Origin of the sequence: Myceligenerans indicum, from assembly GCF_016742955.1 — a bacterium.
GTDB classification, from domain to species: domain Bacteria; phylum Actinomycetota; class Actinomycetes; order Actinomycetales; family Cellulomonadaceae; genus Myceligenerans; species Myceligenerans indicum.
The window spans coordinates 1-1,334 of sequence record NZ_JABBYC010000125.1 but is presented as its reverse complement, the minus strand read 5'-3'; the positions used below and the strand labels follow the sequence as shown (position 1 = coordinate 1,334).

The following is a 1,334-nucleotide window of genomic DNA, read 5'->3' as shown; positions in this document are numbered from 1 at the left end:
TGAACCGCCCCGGGTTTCGTGGAGGGTGTGATCCTTGGGAGGATTCCGATCGTGTCTACGAAGCGTTACCCCGACGAGCTCAAGGCTCGTGCGGTGCGGATGGTGCTGGACCACCGGGAGGAGTACCCGACGCAGTACGCGGCGATCAAGGCGATCGCGCAGCGGCTGGACGTGGGGACCGAGAGTCTGCGGTTGTGGGTCAAGCGGGCTGACGTGGATGCGGGGCGCGAGCCGGGCGTGACGTCGCAGGAGCGCGAGGAGATCAAGCGGCTCAAGCGTGAGAACGCCGAGCTGAAGCGGGCGAACGAGATCCTGAAGTCCGCGGCAAGTTTCTTCGCGCGGGAGCTCGACCCGCCACGGAAGTGATCTGCGAGTTCATCACGCAGCACAAGGTGCGGTTCGGGGTCGAGCCGATCTGCAGAGTGCTCACCGAGCATGGCTGCAAGATCGCCCCGAGCACCTACTACGCCCACCAGCAGCGGCTGGAACGGCCGGCAGCGCGGACGGTCTCCGATGCCGTGCTGGCCGAGCAGATCCGCGCGCTGCGCATCCGGGTGAACGACGCCGGCGAGGCGGTCGCGACCCCGGAGTCCCTGTACGGGGCACGTAAGACCTGGCGGGTCTTGCGGGCTCGCGGGATCGAGGTGGCCCGCTGCACGGTCGAGCGCGTCATGCGGGCGAACGAGTGGGCCGGGACGACCCGGCGTCGCGAGGTGCGCACCACGATCCCGGCCAGGGATGGCGTACGGGCTGGTGACCTGCTCAACCGCGAGTTCACTGCGCTGCGGCCGGACTGCGCCTGGGTTGCGGACTTCACGTACGTGCGCACGTGGGCGGGGTTCGTGTACGTCTCGTTCGTCGTGGACGTGTTCTCCCGCCGCATCATCGGCTGGCACGCTTCGGGTTCCAAGCAGACCGAGCTCGTGCTCGCCGCGATGCGGATGGCGACCTGGACTCGGGCCAGGAACGGACACCCGATCGTGAAGACCATTCACCACTCGGACGCCGGATCTCAATACACGTCCGTGCGCTTCACCGAACGGCTCGGCCTGGAGGGCCTGATCCCGTCGATCGGGTCGGTCGGGGATGCGTACGATAACGCGCTCATGGAGTCGACCATCGGCTTGTACAAGGCCGAATGCATCGACACGACCGTGTTCCACCTCGGGGCGTGGAAGAGGCTCGAGGAGGTCGAGTACGCCACCGCCGAATGGGTCGACTGGTACAACCAGCGCCGCGTCCACTCCGCTCTCGACTACGCCTCACCGGCCGCCGTCGAGCACGCCTACTACACTCAAGCCCCGGCCAGAGAGCTGGCCGTCGTCAACAACTGA

1 protein-coding gene and 1 other annotated feature are annotated in these 1,334 nt (G+C 67.1%); the gene reads left to right on the top strand.

Going from position 1 to position 1,334, the window contains the following annotated elements; genetic code table 11:
* Nucleotides 1-99: 99 nt before the first annotated feature.
* Nucleotides 100-1,334, top strand: a protein-coding gene (locus HGK34_RS22190; protein WP_372433179.1) for an IS3 family transposase whose coding sequence is annotated in 2 segments (ribosomal slippage) — nucleotides 100-325 and nucleotides 325-1,334 — 1,236 coding nt in all. Because the reading frame shifts where the segments join, the coding sequence is not laid out codon by codon here.
* Nucleotides 324-455, top strand: a sequence feature (AL1L pseudoknot). Its footprint overlaps the gene before it by 132 nt.